This is a genomic window from Pseudoalteromonas sp. KAN5 (genome assembly GCF_022846535.1).
In the GTDB taxonomy this organism is placed as follows: domain Bacteria; phylum Pseudomonadota; class Gammaproteobacteria; order Enterobacterales; family Alteromonadaceae; genus Pseudoalteromonas; species Pseudoalteromonas haloplanktis.
This window is the reverse complement of sequence record NZ_AP025589.1, coordinates 1,432,234-1,450,444: the sequence shown is the minus strand read 5'-3', so window position 1 is coordinate 1,450,444 and position 18,211 is coordinate 1,432,234. Positions and strand designations below refer to the sequence as shown.

15 protein-coding genes are annotated in these 18,211 nt (G+C 40.1%); 9 read left to right on the top strand and 6 right to left on the bottom strand.

Annotated features, from left to right (window positions below; all coding sequences use genetic code 11):
* Nucleotides 1-37: 37 nt before the first annotated feature.
* The 5 genes from KAN5_RS06350 to KAN5_RS06330 all read left to right on the top strand — a co-directional run bounded on the left by KAN5_RS06350 (nt 38) and on the right by KAN5_RS06330 (nt 8,848).
* Nucleotides 38-2,860: a 2-oxoglutarate dehydrogenase E1 component gene (locus KAN5_RS06350; RefSeq protein WP_016709645.1), complete on the top strand. Its 2,823-nt coding sequence runs from the start codon at nt 38-40 to the stop codon at nt 2,858-2,860.
* 3 nt (nt 2,861-2,863) lie between these two features.
* A complete protein-coding gene (odhB, locus tag KAN5_RS06345) occupies nt 2,864-4,384 on the top strand; it encodes a 2-oxoglutarate dehydrogenase complex dihydrolipoyllysine-residue succinyltransferase (RefSeq protein WP_016709646.1) in 1,521 nt (506 codons plus the stop codon).
* A 177-nt stretch (nt 4,385-4,561) separates the two neighbouring features.
* Nucleotides 4,562-5,728, top strand: a complete 1,167-nt coding sequence (gene sucC, locus KAN5_RS06340) for an ADP-forming succinate--CoA ligase subunit beta (protein WP_016709647.1) — start codon at nt 4,562-4,564, stop codon at nt 5,726-5,728.
* On the top strand, nt 5,728-6,600 hold the full coding sequence (sucD, locus tag KAN5_RS06335) for a succinate--CoA ligase subunit alpha (RefSeq protein WP_016709648.1): 873 nt from the start codon (nt 5,728-5,730) through the stop codon (nt 6,598-6,600). The genes sucC and sucD overlap by 1 nt, the downstream gene beginning before the upstream one ends.
* 397 nt (nt 6,601-6,997) lie before the next feature.
* Complete coding sequence (locus KAN5_RS06330; RefSeq protein WP_244390767.1) at nt 6,998-8,848, top strand: GGDEF domain-containing protein; 1,851 nt, start codon at nt 6,998-7,000, stop codon at nt 8,846-8,848.
* A 4-nt stretch (nt 8,849-8,852) separates the two neighbouring features.
* On the opposite strand, the gene KAN5_RS06325 is transcribed toward KAN5_RS06330, so the two are convergent.
* Nucleotides 8,853-9,923 carry a DUF3083 family protein gene (locus tag KAN5_RS06325; protein WP_016709650.1) on the bottom strand — a complete coding sequence of 357 codons (1,071 nt, stop codon included), beginning with the start codon at nt 9,921-9,923 and terminating at the stop codon, nt 8,853-8,855.
* A gap of 414 nt (nt 9,924-10,337) precedes the next feature.
* Here KAN5_RS06325 and glnS point away from each other — a divergent pair, with 414 nt between their 5' ends.
* Nucleotides 10,338-11,999, top strand: coding sequence for a glutamine--tRNA ligase (gene glnS / locus KAN5_RS06320; RefSeq protein ID WP_016709651.1), 1,662 nt, complete (start codon nt 10,338-10,340; stop codon nt 11,997-11,999).
* Nucleotides 12,000-12,087: 88 nt separating this feature from the next.
* Here the strand turns inward: glnS and fur are convergent, their stop codons facing one another.
* From fur to KAN5_RS06295, 5 genes are all read right to left on the bottom strand, one after another.
* Nucleotides 12,088-12,528, bottom strand: coding sequence for a ferric iron uptake transcriptional regulator (gene fur / locus KAN5_RS06315; protein ID WP_016709652.1), 441 nt, complete (start codon nt 12,526-12,528; stop codon nt 12,088-12,090).
* Nucleotides 12,529-12,715: 187 nt separating this feature from the next.
* Nucleotides 12,716-13,243: a flavodoxin FldA gene (fldA, locus tag KAN5_RS06310; RefSeq protein WP_016709653.1), complete on the bottom strand. Its 528-nt coding sequence runs from the start codon at nt 13,241-13,243 to the stop codon at nt 12,716-12,718.
* A 14-nt stretch (nt 13,244-13,257) separates the two neighbouring features.
* Entirely contained in the window at nt 13,258-13,536 is a 279-nt protein-coding gene (gene ybfE / locus KAN5_RS06305; RefSeq protein WP_016709654.1) for a LexA regulated protein, read from the bottom strand.
* A 2-nt stretch (nt 13,537-13,538) separates the two neighbouring features.
* Nucleotides 13,539-13,760 (bottom strand): DUF2788 domain-containing protein, encoded by a 222-nt coding sequence (locus KAN5_RS06300; protein WP_016709655.1) that lies wholly within the window; start codon nt 13,758-13,760, stop codon nt 13,539-13,541.
* 99 nt (nt 13,761-13,859) lie between these two features.
* The gene (locus KAN5_RS06295; protein WP_244390766.1) at nt 13,860-14,624 is read right to left on the bottom strand and encodes an alpha/beta fold hydrolase; all 765 of its coding nucleotides are present in this window, start codon (nt 14,622-14,624) and stop codon (nt 13,860-13,862) included.
* 141 nt (nt 14,625-14,765) lie between these two features.
* Between KAN5_RS06295 and seqA the strand changes: the two genes are divergently transcribed.
* The 3 genes from seqA to astE all read left to right on the top strand — a co-directional run bounded on the left by seqA (nt 14,766) and on the right by astE (nt 18,127).
* The gene (gene seqA, locus KAN5_RS06290; RefSeq protein WP_016709657.1) at nt 14,766-15,353 is read left to right on the top strand and encodes a replication initiation negative regulator SeqA; all 588 of its coding nucleotides are present in this window, start codon (nt 14,766-14,768) and stop codon (nt 15,351-15,353) included.
* A 10-nt stretch (nt 15,354-15,363) separates the two neighbouring features.
* Nucleotides 15,364-17,001, top strand: a complete 1,638-nt coding sequence (gene pgm, locus KAN5_RS06285; RefSeq protein WP_138555375.1) for a phosphoglucomutase (alpha-D-glucose-1,6-bisphosphate-dependent) — start codon at nt 15,364-15,366, stop codon at nt 16,999-17,001.
* A 73-nt stretch (nt 17,002-17,074) separates the two neighbouring features.
* Nucleotides 17,075-18,127 carry a succinylglutamate desuccinylase gene (astE, locus tag KAN5_RS06280; protein ID WP_244390765.1) on the top strand — a complete coding sequence of 351 codons (1,053 nt, stop codon included), beginning with the start codon at nt 17,075-17,077 and terminating at the stop codon, nt 18,125-18,127.
* The last annotated feature ends 84 nt before the right edge of the window (nt 18,128-18,211 follow it).

Below are 18,211 nucleotides of genomic sequence, written 5' to 3'. Positions count from 1 at the left end.
AACAATTAATTTCTGCGCTAAAGAAAAGGGCTTATAAATGCACGAAGGTGTGATGAAGGCATGGCTAGAATCTTCACATTTAAACGGCGGAAACGTTGCTTATATAGAAGAGCTTTATGAAGCGTATTTAGACAATGCGACTTCTGTGCCAGAAGAATGGCGAGAAGTGTTCGAACAGTTACCAAAAGTTGATGGTGTGGATGTTGAAGTTAAGCATTCAGAAGTTCGAGCACAGTTTGCGGCGCTTGCGAAAAACAAGCATAGAGAAGTAGTGGTAGCAGAGGGCAGTGGTAGCGGCGATCCTAAACAGGTTAAAGTACTACAGCTCATTAATGCTTTCCGTTTCCGTGGTCATCAAAATGCCAACCTAGATCCATTAGGAATATGGCAGCGTGAACGCGTTCGAGACTTAGAGCTGGAATACCACGACTTATCTGAAGCTGATTTTGACCGTGAATTTAACGTGGGATCGTTTGCCGTCGGCCGCGATACCATGCCTTTAGGTGAATTATATCAGGCACTCAAAACTACATATTGTGGTTCTGTTGGTGCTGAGTATATGCACATCACATCAACTGAAGAAAAACGTTGGTTACAACAGCGTTTAGAATCAGTGCAATCACGTCCAACATTCAGTAAAGATGAAAAACTGCGTATCCTAAAAGGATTAACTGCAGCTGATGGTCTTGAAAAGTATTTAGGGGCTAAGTTCCCAGGTGCTAAGCGTTTCTCGCTCGAAGGCGGTGATGCATTAGTGCCTATGCTGAAAGAGTTAATACACCGTGCTGGCGAAAGTGGCCAACAAGAAGCGGTTATTGGTATGGCTCACCGTGGACGCTTAAATGTGCTTGTTAATGTACTTGGTAAAAACCCATCAGAGTTATTTGATGAGTTTGCCGGTAAACATAAAGACACGCTAGGTTCTGGTGATGTTAAATACCACATGGGTTATTCTTCGGATTTTGCTACAAAAGGTGGCAAAGTTCATATGGCACTTGCCTTTAACCCATCTCACCTTGAAATTGTTAACCCAGTAGTAATGGGCTCTGTACGTGCTCGTTTAGACCGCTTGGGTGACAGTTCTGGTATTAAAGCACTGCCAATCACGATTCATGGTGACTCGGCAATTGCAGGCCAAGGTGTAGTACAAGAAACCTTCAACTTATCGCAAACTAATGCGTTTAGTTGTGGTGGTAGTATTCGTATCGTAGTGAACAACCAAGTTGGCTTTACTACTAATAAACAAGACGATGTGCGTTCAACAGATTACTGTACCGACATCGCAAAAATGGTGCAATCGCCAATTTTCCACGTAAATTCTGATGATCCTGAAGCAGTTGCGTTTGTAACGCAAATCGCGCTTGATTTTAGAAATCAATTTAAACGTGATGTGGTTATTGACCTTGTTTGTTATCGCCGTCATGGTCATAACGAAGCGGATGAGCCGAATGCGACTCAACCGATCATGTATCAAAAAATCAAAAAACACCCTGTACCACGTTTGATCTATGCTGATCAACTGATGGCTGAAGGGTCGTTTACCGAAGATGAAATTAAAGCACTTGCTGATGAATACCGTAATGGTTTAGACGATGGTCATTGTGTCGTTGAAGAGATTCAGCCAGAAACATCACATTCTTCTGATTGGGCTAAATATGTAGGCCATGAATGGAGTGTTGATTATGATGCCAGCGTGCCAGTTGAAAAACTGAAAGAACTTGGTGAAAAAGTAGCAAGCTACCCTGCGCAATATAAAGCACAGTCACGCGTTAAAAAGATTTACGATGATCGTAAGTTAATGGCAGCGGGTGAAAAACCGCTTGATTGGGGTATGGCAGAAACATTGGCTTATGCAACAATCGCTAGTGAAGGCACAGACATTCGTCTGACAGGGCAAGATTCAGGACGTGGTACATTCTTCCACCGTCATGCCGTTGTTCACAGCCAATCTGATGGTGCAACGTATACGCCGCTAGAACACATAAGCGAAAAGCAGGGTACATTCCAAGTATTCGACTCAGTGTTATCTGAAGAAGCGGTTGTCGCGTTTGAATATGGTTATGCAACAGCAGAGCCTACATCACTGGTATTGTGGGAAGCACAATTTGGTGACTTCGCTAACGGTGCGCAAGTTGTATTTGACCAATTCTTAAGTTCAGGTGAGCAAAAATGGGGCCGTTTATGTGGTCTTACAATCTTGCTACCACATGGTTATGAAGGACAAGGTCCAGAGCACAGTTCAGCACGTTTAGAGCGTTTCTTACAGCTTTGTGCTGATCACAATATGCAAGTATGTGTGCCTTCAACACCAGCTCAAGTATACGCTATGCTACGCCGCCAATCAGTTAGACCACTTCGTCGTCCATTGATTGTTATGACGCCTAAATCGTTATTACGTCATCCACTTGCGACATCAACACTTGAAGAGTTATCTGAAGGTGTGTTCCATAATATGATCGACGAAATCGATGATATTGATGCGGCTAAGGTAGAGCGAGTGATTTTCTGTAGTGGTAAAGTGTACTACGAGTTACTGCAAGAGCGTCGTAAACTTGAACTTAATAACATTGCTATTGTGCGTGTTGAACAACTATACCCATTCCCACATGATGAAATGGACGCTATTATGGCCCGTTATCAACATGTAAAAGACTTTGTTTGGTGTCAAGAAGAGCCGCAAAATCAAGGTGCTTGGTATTGTTCACAACACCACTTTGTAGAAGCAATTCCACAAGGTGCGAAGCTTAAATACGCAGGGCGCAAAGCATCAGCGTCTCCTGCATGTGGTTACATGTCAGTGCATACTAAAGAACAACAAGCGCTAGTCGCAGACGCGCTTACTATTGAAAATAAAGGATAAGCAATGAGCACAGAAATTAAAGTTCCTGTTCTTCCTGAGTCGGTTGCTGATGCTTCCGTTGCTACATGGCATGTAAGTGTTGGCGACAAAGTAAGCCGTGATCAGAACTTAGTAGACATCGAAACAGATAAAGTTGTTTTAGAGGTTGTTGCACCAAATGACGGTGTGATCACTGAAATTTCACAAGAAGAAGGTGCAACCGTGCTTGGTGATCAAGTGATCGGTATTATTGGCGACGCTGATGCAGCAGCGCCAAGTGAAGACGCTAAGAGCGAAGCTGCACCGGCTTCTGCTAAACAAGAAAACGCGCCAGAGGCGCCATCAGCACCAGCATCAGAAGGTAAAGAAGTGGACATTAAAGTACCTGTACTTCCAGAATCAGTCGCAGACGCGACAGTAGCTACTTGGCATGTGCAACCAGGTGACGCAGTAACACGCGACCAAAACTTAGTTGACATCGAAACTGATAAAGTTGTTCTTGAAGTTGTTGCTCAAGAAGACGGCATCATGGGTGAGATTATTCACGCAGAAGGTGAAACAGTACTTGGTGATCAAGTGATCGGTAAAGTACAAGCCGGTGGCAAGCCTGCTTCAGCACCTGCTGCAAAAGAAGAAGCGGCACCAGCAGCGGATTCAAGTGATAGCTCAGATGTATTAACGCCATCTGTACGTCGTTTAATCGCCGAAAAAGGTTTAGATGCGTCTAAAATCAAAGGCACGGGTAAAAACGGTCGTGTTACTAAAGAAGACGTTGATACTTTCTTAAAAGCACCAGCACCGGCTGCAAAAGCAACTGAAGCAGCTGCACCAGCTCCTATGGGCGACCGTACACAAAAACGCGTTCCTATGACACGTTTACGTAAAACGATTGCTAACCGCCTTCTTGAAGCGAAGAACTCAACTGCAATGTTAACTACATTCAACGAAGTAAACATGAAACCAATCATGGATCTTCGTAAGCAGTATCAAGAAGTGTTCGAGAAACGTCACGGTATTCGTTTAGGTTTCATGTCTTTCTACGTGAAAGCTGTTACTGAAGCACTGAAACGTTTCCCTGATGTAAATGCATCAATTGATGGTGATGATATTGTTTATCACAACTACTTCGATATCAGCATTGCAGTTTCTACGCCACGTGGTCTTGTGACGCCAGTATTAAAAGATTGCGATAAGCTTTCTGTTGCTGAAATCGAAAAAGGAATTCGTGAATTAGCACTGAAAGGTCGTGACGGTAAGCTTACGCTTGACGATATGACGGGTGGTAACTTCACTATCACTAATGGTGGTGTGTTCGGTTCATTATTGTCAACACCTATCATCAACTTGCCACAGTCATCTATTTTGGGTATGCACAAAATCCAAGATCGTCCAATGGCAGTGAATGGTAAAGTTGAAATTTTACCAATGATGTATTTGGCCTTATCGTATGATCATCGCCAAATCGATGGTAAAGAATCTGTTGGTTTCTTAGTGACAATTAAAGAGTTGCTTGAAGATCCAACGCGCTTATTACTAGATGTTTAATCTAGTTGTATAAAATCTAAGCTGTGAGTCATATTCACAGCTTTTTTTTTGCGTCTATTAGTCTAACTGGGGTTTTCATGTTAAGCCTTGGGATCTATACTAGTTGCGCAATTTGGGATAGCTGTTTATTTGCATAAATATTCAGCTCTTTTAGTATAAAAAATTGGATAAAGCATCATGAATTTGCATGAGTATCAGGCAAAACAACTTTTTGCCGAATATGGTTTACCAGTTTCTCAAGGTTTCGCGTGCGATACACCTGAAGAAGCTGCAGCAGCTGCCGAAAAAATTGGCGGCGATATGTGGGTTGTTAAAACTCAGGTTCACGCAGGTGGACGTGGTAAAGCTGGCGGTGTAAAGCTAGTTAAAACTATCGACGAAGTTAAAGCGTTTGCAGCTAACTGGTTAGGTAAAAACCTAGTTACTTACCAAACAGACGAAAATGGTCAGCCAGTTGCTAAAATTTTAGTAGAAAGCTGTACTGATATCGCCAACGAATTGTATTTAGGTGCAGTTGTTGACCGTGCATCTCGCAAAGTTGTTTTCATGGCGTCTACTGAAGGCGGTGTTGAAATTGAAACTGTTGCTGAAGAAACACCAGAGCTTATCCACAAAGCTGAGATCGACCCATTAGTAGGTCCTCAAGCTTATCAAGCACGTGAACTAGGCTTCAAATTGGGTCTTAACCCAACACAAATGAAGCAATTTGTTAAGATCTTCATGGGTCTTGGCCAAATGTTCACTGATTTTGATTTCGCATTACTAGAAATCAACCCGCTTGTGATCACAGATGAAGGTAATCTTCACTGTCTTGATGGCAAAATCGGCATCGATGGTAATGCACTTTACCGTCAACCTAAAATGCGTGATTTCCACGATCCATCTCAAGAAGATGCGCGTGAAGCACATGCTGCAAGCTTTGAACTTAACTATGTTGCATTAGACGGTAACGTTGGTTGTATGGTTAACGGTGCAGGCCTTGCGATGGGTACTATGGACATCGTAAACCTACACGGTGGCAAGCCAGCTAACTTCCTAGATGTTGGTGGCGGCGCGACTAAAGAGCGTGTATCTGAAGCATTCAAAATCATTCTTTCAGATGACAACGTTAAAGCTGTTTTAGTTAACATCTTTGGTGGTATCGTTCGTTGTGACATGATCGCTGAAGGCATCATTGGTGCAGTTAAAGAAGTTGGCGTAAACGTACCAGTAGTTGTACGTTTAGAAGGTACTAACGCTGAACTAGGTCGTGAAGTTCTTAAGAACTCTGGTCTAGATATCATTGCTGCTGAATCACTAACAGACGCGGCTGAAAAAGTTGTTGCTGCTGCGGAGGGCAAATAATGTCTGTATTAATCAATAAAGATACAAAAGTTATCTGTCAAGGTTTCACCGGTGGCCAAGGTACTTTCCACTCTGAGCAAGCGCTTGAGTATGGGACACAAATGGTTGGTGGTGTAAGCCCTGGTAAAGGCGGTCAAACGCACCTTGGTCTTCCAGTATTTAACACTGTACGTGATGCTGTAGAAGCAACTGGCGCAACTGCATCAGTTATCTACGTACCAGCTCCTTTTTGTAAAGATGCGATCTTAGAAGCAATCGATGCTGGCATCGAGCTAATTGTTTGTATCACTGAAGGTATCCCAACGCTTGATATGGTTGACGTTAAAGTTAAGCTTGACGCAACGGGTACTCGCATGATCGGTCCTAACTGCCCAGGTGTTATCACTCCGGGTGAAACTAAGATTGGTATCATGCCTGGTCACATCCACAAGCCTGGTAAAGTAGGTATCGTTTCTCGTTCTGGTACTTTAACGTACGAAGCGGTTAAACAAACTACTGATGCTGGTTTCGGTCAGTCTACGTGTGTAGGTATTGGTGGCGACCCAATTCCTGGTACTAACTTTATCGACGTTTTAGAAATGTTCGAAAAAGATCCACAAACTGAAGCGATCGTGATGATCGGTGAAATCGGTGGTACTGCAGAAGAAGAAGCTGCACAGTACATCAAAGCAAACGTTACTAAACCTGTCGTATCTTACATTGCTGGTGTTACTGCACCAGAAGGTAAGCGTATGGGTCACGCTGGCGCAATTATCGCCGGTGGTAAAGGTACTGCTGATGAGAAATTTGCTGCATTAGAAGCTGCGGGCGTAAAAACTGTACGTTCACTTGCTGATATCGGTAAAGCACTTAAAGAAAAAACTGGCTGGTAATAACTGGCTCTTGTTTGAAAAAAGGCTCACATCGTGAGCCTTTTTTATTTAGTTTTCCATAAATTGACTTCAATATTTAATACCAATCGTGTTAAGTTACTGACCATTTATAACGCAGTTAGCGCTTTATTTAGCCCGCTAGAATGGTTAAATATTTAAGTCGATTAGTATAAGAGCCTTGCGCACTTAATTAAATACATGCAATGTTAATAATGTTCGAATAAAAATGTAAAATTTGAAACTCGGAACACTTTTTTACCTGCAATTATAAATGCTACGCAACATTACATGGTTGTTATCAAATTACCGGTTAATGTTTCGATAAAGGTTACTGGTAATAATTATAACTGCCGTTATAATGAGCAACTGTTTATTAAATTCTAAGAAACTACTAGTAATGCGAATAATTAATTTTATAGTCTGTGTAATATGTGTTTTTCTCTCTCAGAGTATAAATGCAGCCAGCTCCTCTATTCGCATCGCATTTTTAGAAACAGAACAACGTGCACTAACTGAACCAAATAAGTTACTAGAGCAGCTAACCCTTGCGCAGTCTAAGCATAACCTTAGTCAGACAGAACACGCTTATAATAATACTTTGCTAGCGCGTTTGTATTTATTTCAGGGTGATACAAAGCGTGCACAAGCTAGTTTCAAGCTTGCTCGCCAACAGCTTCCTGAACAAGATAACTGGATCTTAGGCTATTGGTTAATGTATCGCAGTATCCTTTCTTTAGAAGAAGCTAAGTTACCTGATGCGCTTAAACAAATTCGTTTTGCACAGGCTGCTTTTCAAGACAGTAATGATCCTCAAATGTTAGTTCAGGCAAAAACAATAGAAGGAACTTTATTACTCTGGCAAGAGGAGTATACGCGTTCGATACAACTTATTGAGAATGCGTACATTGAAGCTAAAACAACGAATATGTCAGCAACGACCATGTTATATGTTTATACCAGTTTAGCTGCCTATTATACGAACATGCAACTATATGAACAAGGGTTACAATATGCCGTGCTGGCGCGAGATATAGCGAATAAAAGTAATGATGTAGTGAATGGTTTACCTGCGCTCCACACCTTGTGTTTAAGCTACGCTCGAGCTGAAAAACTTACTTTAGCAACACGTTGTTACGATGACATGATCAGCTTATCTGCTGAAGTAAAAGTACCCCGTTATTTATTTTGGGCGCCTGCAGGTAAAGCGATAGTTGCATTACAACAAGCAAATTATAATGAAGCTCTGCAGTTATTATATCTAGCTAAAAGCTACGTCAACAGAGTGACTATGAACCCTGCGCATATCATCGCGCTTAACAATAACTTCGCTACCGCTTTTTTGGCACTAAAACAACCTGAGCAAGCGTTAGACTATATTCTTGAAGCAGAATTACTTTTACAGGACTATGATAGACCGCTTAATAATCGTTATAGTCGCCAAACACTTACATTAAAAGCACAAAGTTTAGAGCAATTGGGGCGTTTTGCTGATGCTGTCGCCGCACTTAAATTACTGGTTAAGTTAAATGATGAAGCGAAAGAATCAACCCAACAAAAACTTGAGCAAGAGGCCCGTTCACGGTTTGAATCTACACAACAAGATATTAAGCTTCAGCTGGCTGAAGAGAAGCTAAAGCTGCAACAAATAACGCTCGATAAACTAGCGAAAGAAGGGCAATTACAAACAGCTTACTCTATTATCGGATTATTGGTTATATTGAGTGTAACTATTTTTGCACTCAATCAACGCCGAGCGTACTTGCGAAGCCAACATAGAGCAAATACCGATCCGTTAACAGGTGCACATAATCGACGTTATATTCTTGATTTTATTTCTCAGCAGTTAATTGATAAACAACGGGATTTTTCGGTTTCGATTCTAGATATAGATCATTTTAAACAAGTCAACGACCTGCATGGTCATGCCATTGGCGATCAAGCACTGATTGGTTTTACCACGTTCTTAGAACAACAACTCGCTAATACACAGCACCAGTTTGCACGGTTTGGTGGTGAAGAATTTATTGTTGTCATGCCAGATCTAACGTTACAACAAGGGCATGATTTTATAAGTGCTTTATGCATTACTTTAAAGTCATTAAGTTTAACGGATAAAAAAATTAATTTAACCAGTAGTGCAGGGGTTGCGCAAATGACAGTAGGGCAGACCTTGAACGGGCTATTAAAAGTTGCTGATACAAACCTTTACCGTGCCAAAAATACTGGCAGGGATAAGGTTTGCAGTTAGGTTATTACAAGTAATGGTTTATATGTTGGAAAAATCGCACGGTAATATCTTGGCGTTCTTTATTGATTGCTAATGGTTCAATTAGTGTGCGGATCATACTTTCAACTTGGTTCATAAAACGGCCATGGCCTACACCTTGTTCATCTTTTTCACTCGCCACAATAACAAAATGTAGTGACTCAACTAGTTTTTCATCATGCCAGTAATGACTGTATTGCGTTGTTTGTGTATCAGTAGCGAAACTCAATTTTTGTAACTCTTGATTTCCGTCATTGTTATCTGTTTTGCTATTACGAATAATTGGCATCGTACCGTTGGCAACCATTGCAGCTAGTTGGAGGTTTTTGGCCGCGCATTGCTCAATAAACGCGTCATAAAAATGTTGATAAAACTCACTATAGTTTGGACCGTTTAAGAGATGATGAAATTGAGTTTTAAGGGAGCGAGTAATAGGGACTGAAAAAGTCGTATAGGTTATTTCATTATGCTCTGTCGGCAGTAAACATTGGCGACTTTGATAACGTTGGTATAAACCACGAAGTTTATAGCCATAACTTTCTTTACACCCTTTTGCTTTGGCGAATAAGTCATAGGTTAAATGTTGGTGATCACGTATTTTGATACTAGGTTCATCAACGAGTAAAGTGTCCTGTAAATGTGCCAGTACTTTTTTTACACGGCTATGAAAAACAGCTGCGTTAGCACGAAGATCCTCCCCTGTGGCAAGAAACAGCAAGCGAATTTTCTTACTCGGTTGGTTACTATCATAAATGCATTTATGTGCTTCGTGATAACGAGGGTTATAAAAAAATAGAATTTGCTTTGCTGTCTGCAAACAATAAGATTCTTCATGAAAACGAACAATAGGTAACTTGTCATTTGCTATCAAATGCACATTATGCAGCTCATATTCATCACAGGATGAAAATAGCTGCCGTGCAAGTCGTTCATAGCATTGCTCTAGAGTACTAAAGCGCGCATATAATGACTCGCTGGGTATAAATTCAGCTAGTATATATTGGTTAGCGCGGGCAGTTGTTGGAATATATACACGGTGCTGTGAAAGTGAAACCATAGCTTTATCCTTAAAATAAGTCGAATGCGGGAACTGTACCTCGATTGCATGACTATTTTATTGCGCTAGAACAATTTATCATCGCTAAGTCATTAAATTATTGTGACTACAGCGAATTTATCCACTTGTAATTTTATACAACGACACTCTATGTAATACGCCCAGATCTATTACTGTATGTTAAGGTTCGTTTTTATAATATGCCCAAGCCACCTCAATATGCGAAGCGCCCAACGGGTTGGGTTAAAAGCGATTTATACTGCGTTATTGATTTTACCACTAGAACCACTATCTATTTGCGATCAATGCCTTGCCTAAATCGCTTTTAATTCCAACTGAAACTCGCATCTTGGGGTGGTTTGGGTATAATGCAATAGTTTTGTCACCATGCACTATTCAGAGGATTATACTCCTATGGCGGAAATTGAGAATCGCCCAAGTAACTTTATAAGAACGCGTATTGATGAAGACTTAGCATCAGGTAAACATGCGTCTACACATACTCGTTTTCCACCTGAGCCAAATGGTTTTTTACATATTGGACATGCTAAATCAATTTGTTTAAATTTTGGTATCGCGCAGGACTACAGTGGTCAATGTAATCTACGTTTTGATGATACTAACCCTGAAAAAGAAGATATTAACTACGTTAACTCTATTAAAGAAGATGTTCAGTGGTTAGGCTTTAACTGGGATGGTGAAATAAAGTATTCGTCCAATTATTTCGATACCCTTTATGAATATGCTGTTGAGCTTATCAATAAAGGGCTAGCTTATGTCTGCTTTTTATCGGCAGATCAAGCACGAGAGTACCGAGGTACATTAAAGGAGCCTGGTAAGAATAGCCCGACTCGTGATACGAGCCCTTCAGAGAATTTAGCATTATTTGAAAAAATGCGTGCTGGTGAATTCAAAGAAGGTGAGTGCGTTCTTCGTGCAAAAATAGATATGGCCAGCTCATTTATGGTGCTGCGTGATCCTATTCTCTATCGTGTTCGTTTTGCTCATCATCACCAAACAGGTGATAAGTGGTGTATATACCCGATGTATGACTTTACGCACTGTATTTCTGATGCGCTGGAAGGTATTACGCATTCATTATGTACGTTAGAGTTTCAAGACAACCGTCGCTTGTATGATTGGGTACTCGACAACATCAGTCTTGAATGTCATCCACAACAAATAGAGTTTTCGCGTTTAAATCTTGAATACACTATCATGTCTAAGCGCAAGCTAAACGACCTAGTTGTGAACGGCCATGTTGAAGGCTGGGATGATCCGCGCATGCCAACGATAGCAGGTTTACGTCGCCGTGGTTATACACCGGCATCAATACGTGAATTTTGTGCTCGTATAGGTGTAACCAAGCAAGAAAACATGGTTGAAATGGGCATGCTTGAAGCCTGTATCCGTGAAGATCTAAATGAACATGCTCCGCGAGCAATGGCTGTGCTTGATCCTGTTAAAGTGATCATTGAAAACTATGACGCTGAGACTGTTGAAACGTTATCGGTTGCAAACCATCCTAATGATGAAAGCATGGGCCGACGCGATGTACCGTTTACCCGTGAAATTTACATTGAACGTGAAGATTTTAAAGAAGAAGCAAATAATAAGTTTAAACGTTTGGTACTAGGCAAAGAAGTACGTTTACGTGGTGCTTATGTTATCAAAGCAGAACGTGTTGAAAAAGACGAACATGGTGAAATCGCAACAATCTTCTGTAGTTATGATCCTGAGACTTTAGGTAAAAATCCAAGTGATGGCCGAAAAGTGAAGGGCGTTATCCACTGGGTTTCAGCTAGTGAGTCAATTACTGCAGAAGTTCGTTTGTATGACCGTTTGTTTAACGTACCAAATCCTGCTGCTGCAGAAGATTTTTCTTCTACATTGAATCCAGATTCATTGATAGTTTTAACAAATGCTAAACTTGAGCCTGCACTTGCTAACGCAGCACCGGCACAAGGTTTTCAGTTTGAGCGAACTGGGTATTTCAGCCGTGACACGAAATCAGATACTCTGGTATTTAATCAAACGGTTGGTTTACGTGATTCATGGACTAAAACTCAACAATAATTATTTTTATCCTTTTATACCAAGGGGATAATTAACAAACATAAAAAAACCTGCATATTGCAGGTTTTTTTTATTCATAGCTAATAGATTATTGGCTATCAGCAAACGCTTTACATGCAGCTGTATCAGTACACTCACCATATAGGTAAAGAGAGTGATTGGTCAGCTTAATGCCATTTTCTTTTGAAATTTCTAGCTGACGATTTTCAATGATATCATCTTCAAATTCGATCACTTTACCGCATTTTAAACACACTAAGTGATCATGATGGGTGCTACCAGAGAGTTCAAATACTGATTTACCGCCTTCAAAGTGGTGACGGCTAACAATACCAGCATCATCAAATTGGTTAAGTACACGATACACAGTAGCAAGGCCAATTTCTTCACCTAAATCCAAAAGAATTTTGTAAACATCTTCAGCGCTGATGTGTTGGTTATCTGGAGATTGCAAAATCTCTAAAATTTTAATACGCGGTAAAGTTACTTTTAAACCGGCTTTTTTTAATTCCAAGTTATGATCAGTCATTAAAATCTGTCTCAATTAAATTTGGTTATACTAGACACCTTACAAAGATGCACACGACACATTAGCAATGATAAGAATAACGTGCCTAGTCATTAAGTGCAAAGATCAATTGCTAGAATTACTTATAAAAAGTGTATTTGGCAATCAAGTGCTACTATTTTAAGCAAAATCTAGCAATAAAGTGCATTTAATCAGCAAGTTCACTTAAACACATTTCTTCATATACTTGTGCAGACCACGCTTTTACGCGTTGTTCAGTAAGCTCTGGTTGACGGTCTTCATCAATACCTAATCCAACAAAGTGGGTATCATCAGCCATGCCTTTAGATGCTTCAAAATCATAACCTTCGGTAGGCCAATGACCTACAACAATTGCACCACGCTCTGTAACGATATCATTTATCATTCCCATTGCATCGAGGAAGTATTCAGCATAGTCTTCTTGATCGCCACAGCCAAAGATAGCAACAAGTTTGCCTTCAAAATCAATTTCTTCAAGTTCTGGGAAAAAATCATCCCAATCACATTGCGCTTCACCATAATACCAAGTCGGGATGCCAAATAAGATTAAATCAAATTCTGCTATCTCTTCTTTAGAGCTTTTAGCAATATCATGTACAGCCACAAGCTTTTTACCCAACTCTTTTTGGATCATTTTAGCTACGTGCTCTGTGTTACCTGTGTCACTTCCGAAAAAAATACCTACACTTGCCATGAATTTAAAACCTTTTATCTATCAATAGCCAATCTTTCTTGTAAAATAGTTTCAATCAGCGCACTACGGCTAATATTCTGTGCATCGGCCATATCGCTTAACGCTTGATACAACTGCGATGAAACTTTAAATTCCACACGCTTTAAACCACGTGCTTTATCTCTTTTTATTTGATTACGTTTATTTACCTTTAACTGAACTTCCCTCGGAAGGGGATTCGTTTTCGGTCTGCCGGGGCGCTTTTCGTATTCAAATAAATCGAGTGTTGTTCTATCGGTTTCAGATTTAGCCATGGTTAACCCACACCCGCACCTTGCCAAAACACTTGAATAAGTCCTTTAGCGATAAAACCAGAGCACCCTAAAAATAGTACAAGCCATACAATATAGCGGCCAAACTTAGGTACATTGCCTTTTTTAAGTACATCTTGAATAGCCATACCAATAAAAAAGAACACACCGGCTAAGCCAAAATACAACCCAAGGGTATCAAATTCGTTAATTAACTGACTGACCATCAACGTATAACCTTTAAATTAAACGGCGCGTACTATAGCATATAAAATCGCAATAATTTAGTGCGCGTAGTCAAAAATAGTGGATTAAATTTAGCTTTATTATGCCATTAAAAATGCACTGATTGACTTATTAACCGCCGCTGGTTTTTGTGCATGTAACCAATGGCCCGCACCATGTATAACTTTTGCTTGGGCATTTTTAAATTGCGCCATAATTGCATCACGGTATTCAGGCAATATATAGTCAGAATCGTTCCCTTTGATAAACAAAGTATCGCATAAACAAGAATCATTTGCTTTAATATTTGCTAGTATATTACTATATTTTTCACTCAAAGCAGCTAAATTAAATCGCCATTGCAATTGGCCATGTTGGTCTTTTGCGTAGCTTTTTAATAAAAACTGGCGAACACCTAACTCAGGGATGAGCGGTTCCATGAGTGTGTCGGCCTGTTTACGGTCATTAACAGTGTGTTGTTGTACGCGTTTTAACGCCGCAATAATATCGTTGTGGCGACTTTTGTATGCCACAGGTGCAATATCTAATACCACGAGTTTATTGACTACTTCGGGGTTTAAATGTGCAATTTGCATAGCCACTTTGCCGCCCATAGAGTGACCGACTAAGTGAGCTTTATTGATGGATAAATGGGCCATTAAATTCAGTACGTCGGCTGCCATACTTGGGTAGTCCATTACGTCACTGTGTGGTGACTGACCATGATTACGTAGATCAATATTGGTTATTGTAAAATTTTCGGCTAATGATTTAGCAATAACATTTAGGTTTTCCAGTGAACCAAATAGGCCATGGATCAAAATTACATGTGGGCCTTGGCCCGTTTGTTTGTAATTTAACAACATCAACGTATCCAAAAATATTTAATCAAAAGTGCGCTTAGTTTGCCTAGTGAAATAACAAATTGCAAAACATAGAGAATTAAATCAGGTTTGGGTATAATCTCAAAGGAATAAAAAAATGTGACCCGTAACGACAGGAATAACATGAAAAAAATTGACATAGACGACGAGTTATATCAATACATTGCAAGTAATACACAAAGTATAGGCGAAAGCGCTTCAACTATTTTACGTCGTTTGTTAAATATTCACGACGAGAATGATTTAGTCGTAACAGAAAAACCACAGAGCCCTACAGCACCAGCAAAGAAAGCTGATGCTGCCTCAAATATACAGTCATCTGATACGACTTCGGTAACAGATACTAAAAAGCCAGTAGCTGTCACGCCTCAGCGTGCAAATGTTTTTAATATACTGAATAAAGAAGAGCTGGCGATGCAAAAAGGGGTCGTAGGGCGCTTTTTGTTTATCCTTTCTGCGTTACATCGCACCCATAAAGCCGATTTTTCGGCAGTGCTTGATGTACAAGGGCGTGATCGTGTTTACTTTGCAACTAGTAAAGAAGCACTGGTAAATAGTGGTAGTAGCATGAATCCAAAAAATATCACGGATAGTGAATATTGGGTCATGACTAATTCAAATACTACCCGTAAGAAAATGATGCTACATGAAGTGGCGCTTGGCTTAGGTTATAGCGCTGAACAAGCTGAAAAAATTCGAGACTACTTATAAAGGAAATGTAATGGCGATTCATTCCGGTGCAGGGAAACCTGCAACACAATCAGATTTAGTAAATGTACCAAAATTAGTGTCGGCTTATTATTTAAATGAACCCGATTTAGAGCAGAATCCTGAACATTGTGTTGCCTTTGGTACCTCAGGTCACCGAGGGTGTTCGTATGATGTGAAATTCAATGAATCTCATATCCTCGCCATTACTCAAGCAATTTGTGACTACCGAAAGCAAAATAATATTTTTGGCCCGCTTTATTTAGGTAAAGATACCCATGCATTAAGTGAAGCCGCGTATAATTCAGCTATTGAAGTGTTGGTTGCTAATGAAGTGCAAGTGATCACTCAAGAAAATGATGACTTTACACCGACCCCGGTAATTAGTCATGCTGTTGTTTGTCATAACAAATTGCATCCTCATGAACTTGCCGATGGGATTGTTGTTACTCCTTCACATAACCCACCTGAAGACGGTGGCTTTAAATATAACCCACCTAATGGCGGTCCAGCTGATACAGATGTCACTAAATGGATTGAAGATAGAGCAAATCAATTATTACTTGAAGACTTAGTTGAAGTTGAACTGTTTCCATTTGCTAAAGCATCGCGCTCTGGTTTTATAAAATACCAAGATTTAATGACACCATACATTGAAGATTTAATAAATGTGGTCGATGTTGCAGCGATAAGCAAAGCAAAAATAAAAATTGGGATTGATCCATTAGGTGGTTCAGGTATTAACTTTTGGCCAGTTATCGCCAAAAAATTTAATTTAGACTTAACGGTCGTAAATAATCAAGTTGATCCACGCTTTGCCTTTATGCCTTTGGATAAAGACGGTAAAATCCGCATGGATTGTTCATCTCCTTATGCAATGGCAAATCTTATTGCCCTCAAAGACGATTTTGACCTTGGTATCGGTAATGACCCTGATTATGACCGCCATGGTATTGTAACCCCGGATGGCTTAATGAATCCGAATCACTTTTTAGCGGTGGCGATTGATTATTTATTAAATCATCGTAATTGGTCCAAGGATGTGCAAATTGGTAAGACGCTTGTTTCAAGTGCCATGATTGACAGAGTGGTTGCTCGTAATAATCGCCAAGTACAAGAAGTGCCCGTCGGTTTCAAGTGGTTTGTTGAAGGCTTGAGCACGGGAACACTCGCATTCGGTGGTGAAGAAAGCGCAGGGGCGTCATTCCTACGTTTTGATGGAACGGTGTGGGATACTGACAAAGATGGTTTTATTATGGGCTTATTAGCAGCTGAAATTTTAGCTGTGACTGGTAAGACACCCTCTGCTCTTTATAAAGAACTTGAGCAAGAATTTGGTGCGCCAATTTATAAACGTATTGATGCGCCAGCAAATGCTGTGCAAAAAGATCGTCTCAAAGCGCTTAGTGCTAAAGACGTTACTGCTGATACATTAGCTGGTGAGCCAATTTTACAAAAGCTAACCCATGCACCTGGTAACAATGCAGCAATTGGGGGTTTAAAAGTCGTTACGGAAAATGGCTGGTTCGCAGCACGTCCTTCTGGAACAGAAGATATATATAAAATTTACCTTGAGTCATTCAAAGGTGAAGCGCACTTAGCATTACTTGAAAAAGAAGCTAAAAAATTAGTTGATTCAGTGATCAGCTAATCATCAATTTGTTAAAGAAACGGCTGATTTATTCAGCCGTTTTTGTATTTACTCCACACAAAAGGCGATTTTAATGTCAGCCACAACACACTATATTAATGATTTAAAACAAACCGGTGACTTTTTAACCCTTAGCCGTGCTAATGAGTGGTACTTAGCGCCTAGTGAATTTACATTAGCGAACGGTACCCAAGTTAATGTACATGATACAGGTGTTATAGAGTTTCAACCGCAATCAGTGAGCACGAAAGATATCGTACTGTCGAGTGCTATTCATGGTAATGAGACTGCCCCTATTGAAATTTGTGATGAGCTTATTAAGCAGATAATCACCGGCGAGTTGGTGTTAATGCAAAGGGTGCTGTTTATCTATGGCAACCCGCAATCAATCAATATTGGTAAACGCTTTGTCGAAGAAAATTTAAACCGTTTGTTTAATGGTCATCATACTGTTGATGGTATTGAAATGAATAGAGAACGTGAGCGTGCCGCAAAGTTAGAAGGCTATGTAAGTGACTTTTTTAACCGGGGTGGGGAAGATCGTATTCGCTGTCATTATGATCTACACACTGCCATTCGTGGCTCAAAAAATGACAAATTTGCAGTTTATCCATTTTTACATGGGAAGCCATGGAAAAAATCACAGCTACAATTTTTATTAAGTTGTGGTGTCAATACCGTGCTGATGATGAAATCCGCAGCAACAACATTTAGTTATTATTCATCGTTCGTGCATAATGCTGATTCATTTACGGTAGAGTTAGGGCAAGTTAAACCATTTGGTGAAAATGACATGAGCCGCTTTGCTAAAACTCGCGACACGTTATCTGCATTAATTAGTCAAAATGAAGTTTCATATAAAGATTTTAATGCAAATGATTTTGAGCTGTTCGAGGTCCACAGGTCAATTAATCGTACGGCACATAACTTTTCCTTTCCTTTCTCTGATGATGCAGAAAACTTTACTGGCTTTAGTAAGGGCGAGTTGTTAGCAACCGATGGCGACCTATGTTACTACGCTGATGTTGAGGGGGAAGCAATTATATTTCCTAACGCAGATGTTGCTTTAGGACAACGTGCCTTATTGACAGTAATCCCATTACACTTAACAGACAATATTATTTAAATAGCGCCATAAATTAGTTAACTATATGATTGTAATGGATTTATTTTATTGTATAGTTAACTTTCCAGTCCCTATCTCGCCAAT